The organism is Finegoldia magna (assembly GCF_018371055.1).
GTDB classification, from domain to species: Bacteria; Bacillota; Clostridia; order Tissierellales; family Peptoniphilaceae; genus Finegoldia; species Finegoldia magna_I.
On sequence record NZ_JAGYZD010000257.1, the window covers coordinates 1 to 2,296 of the forward strand.

Below are 2,296 nucleotides of genomic sequence, written 5' to 3' on the forward strand. Positions count from 1 at the left end.
CTAAGCAATTTCTTGCTTTATCAAATGTCTTATGCAGAACTTTATTTTTCAGATATATATTGGCCGGATTTCAAGTTAGAATCACTTATCGATGCGATTTATTGGTACCAAAACAGGGATAGAAGATTTGGTGGATTGAAATGAAATTTTTAAAAAGGACATTAACCGGAATAATAATTTTATTGTTATCTATTTTTTGCGTTTCTAAAGGCGGAATTTATCTTTTAATAATGAATTTATTCCTTAGTACTGTTTCAATTTACGAACTAGAAAATGTAATTAACAAGGATTATTCCAATAACATTAACATTAATAATTTGATTATTAATGTATTATTTAATGTTAGTTTTAATTTAAGCGTTTATTTTAAGAAGGAATTATTCGCGATAGCTTTATTGTGCAGTTTTAGTTTGATAGAATTGACTTTATATACCATTTTTGACAAACCTATCAAGGAAGTACTAAATAACTATTTTATGCACATATATATTACGATTACTTTTTCGTTAATGTATTTTATTTCTGGAACTGAATATATTTGGCTTATCTATATATGTTCTTGGGGAACAGATACTGCAGCATACTGTACAGGAATGTTGTTCGGCAAACACAAATTGACAAAAATTAGTCCTAAAAAAACTATTGAAGGAGCAATAGGTGGAATAGTAGGAAGTATGATAATTGGTGCTATATTTTCTATATTTTATGGCAATTTAAATATTGCTAAGATAGTTATTATCGCTTTCTTCGGTTCTATTATATCTCAAATTGGTGATATAAGCGCTTCTAAAATTAAAAGAAAAGCCAATGTGAAGGATTTTGGTAATATTTTTATAGGACATGGTGGAGTAATGGATCGATTTGATAGTTTTATTTTTGTTTTGCCTTATCTTTCAATTTTATATTGTTTAGGGCTATAATTAGGAGGAAATGTGATTACAATAATTTCATCAATAATAATATTTTTACTTGTAATTTTAATACACGAGTTTGGACATTTTATCGTAGCAAAAATGAATGGAGTTTCCGTTTTGGAATTTTCAATAGGTATGGGACCAAAACTTTTCCAAAAAGAATCGAATGGAACTCTTTATTCTTTGAGATTACTACCTGTAGGTGGTTATTGTCAACTAGAGGGGGAAGACGAAGAAAATGACAGTCCGAATTCTTTGAATAATCAATCTCCACTTGTAAGACTCAAAGTAATTCTAGCTGGTGCTATTATGAATTTTTTATTAGCTTTTATATTGTTAATTTTATTAATGTCTGTAAGTAGAGTTAGTACAGAAGTATCTGGTGTGCTAGAAGATTCACCAGCATATTCTTCAGGTATACAAACAGGAGATAAAATTGTATCTATAAATGGGAAAAATATAAATGATGGAGAGGAATTATTAAAAAATATCAAAGAATCTCAAGGTGATTTGGATATTGGAGTAATAAGAGATTCTCAATCAAAGAACATAAAAGTCACTCCAAGATTGGAAAATAATGTTAGAAAAATTGGAGTAAACTTTCAAGAAGAATATGATATTAAAAATTTTAGCTTAATAAAAGGCTTTAAAAAAGGCGTCATAACTTTTCTTAATTTGACAGGCATGTTATATAAATTCCTAGGGATGCTTATAACTGGTCAATTAGGTTTAGGAGGAGTTAGTGGACCTGTTGGTGTGGTAAAAGAGATTGGTAATGCTGCAAAGACAGGTGTTGCTAATTTAATTTTCTTATTGGCATATATTAACATTAATTTAGGTGTATTTAATTTATTGCCTATTCCAGCTTTAGATGGAGGAAGAGCGATATTCATACTAATTGAGATGATATTTGGCAAAAAAATATCTCAAGAAAAAGAAGGCTATATACACATGGTAGGATTAATTTTGCTTTTAGCATTAATCGCCATAGTTACAATTAAAGATGTTATTAAATTATTTTAAATGTTTTGATTAGGCCTTTATGGGCCTTTTTAAATTTGAAAGGTGAAGTAATGAAAAGAGAAGATACAAAAAGAATTTACGTAGGAAATGTTGCTGTGGGAAATGGAGCAAGAGTTACAGTTCAATCTATGACTAATACCGACACAAAAGATGTTGAAAGCACTGTTAAACAAATTAAAGAATTTGAATCTGTAGGATGTGATATTTCTAGAAGTGCAATTAATGATTTGGGAGATGCTAAGGCGATACCAATTATAAAAAGTATGACGAATATACCATTTATTGCTGACATTCAATTTCATCACAAATTAGCAATAGCTGCAATTGAAAACGGGTGTGATTGTATTAGAATTAATCCT

Annotated in this window: 4 protein-coding genes; all 4 read left to right on the forward strand. The window is 29.1% G+C overall.

The features are described from left to right. On the forward strand, positions 1 to 144 hold a 144-nt coding region (locus KHW44_RS08785), incomplete at its 5' end, for an undecaprenyl diphosphate synthase family protein (RefSeq protein ID WP_304068564.1). Beyond that, positions 141 to 920, forward strand: coding sequence for a phosphatidate cytidylyltransferase (locus KHW44_RS08790; RefSeq protein ID WP_304068555.1), 780 nt, complete (start codon positions 141 to 143; stop codon positions 918 to 920). The genes KHW44_RS08785 and KHW44_RS08790, both read left to right, overlap by 4 nt. Positions 921 to 932: 12 nt before the next feature. Beyond that, a complete protein-coding gene (rseP, locus tag KHW44_RS08795; protein WP_304068558.1) occupies positions 933 to 1,937 on the forward strand; it encodes an RIP metalloprotease RseP in 1,005 nt (334 codons plus the stop codon). 50 nt (positions 1,938 to 1,987) lie between these two features. Then, positions 1,988 to 2,296, forward strand: a 309-nt coding sequence (locus KHW44_RS08800; RefSeq protein WP_304068561.1) for a flavodoxin-dependent (E)-4-hydroxy-3-methylbut-2-enyl-diphosphate synthase, incomplete at its 3' end; no start/stop codon positions are given.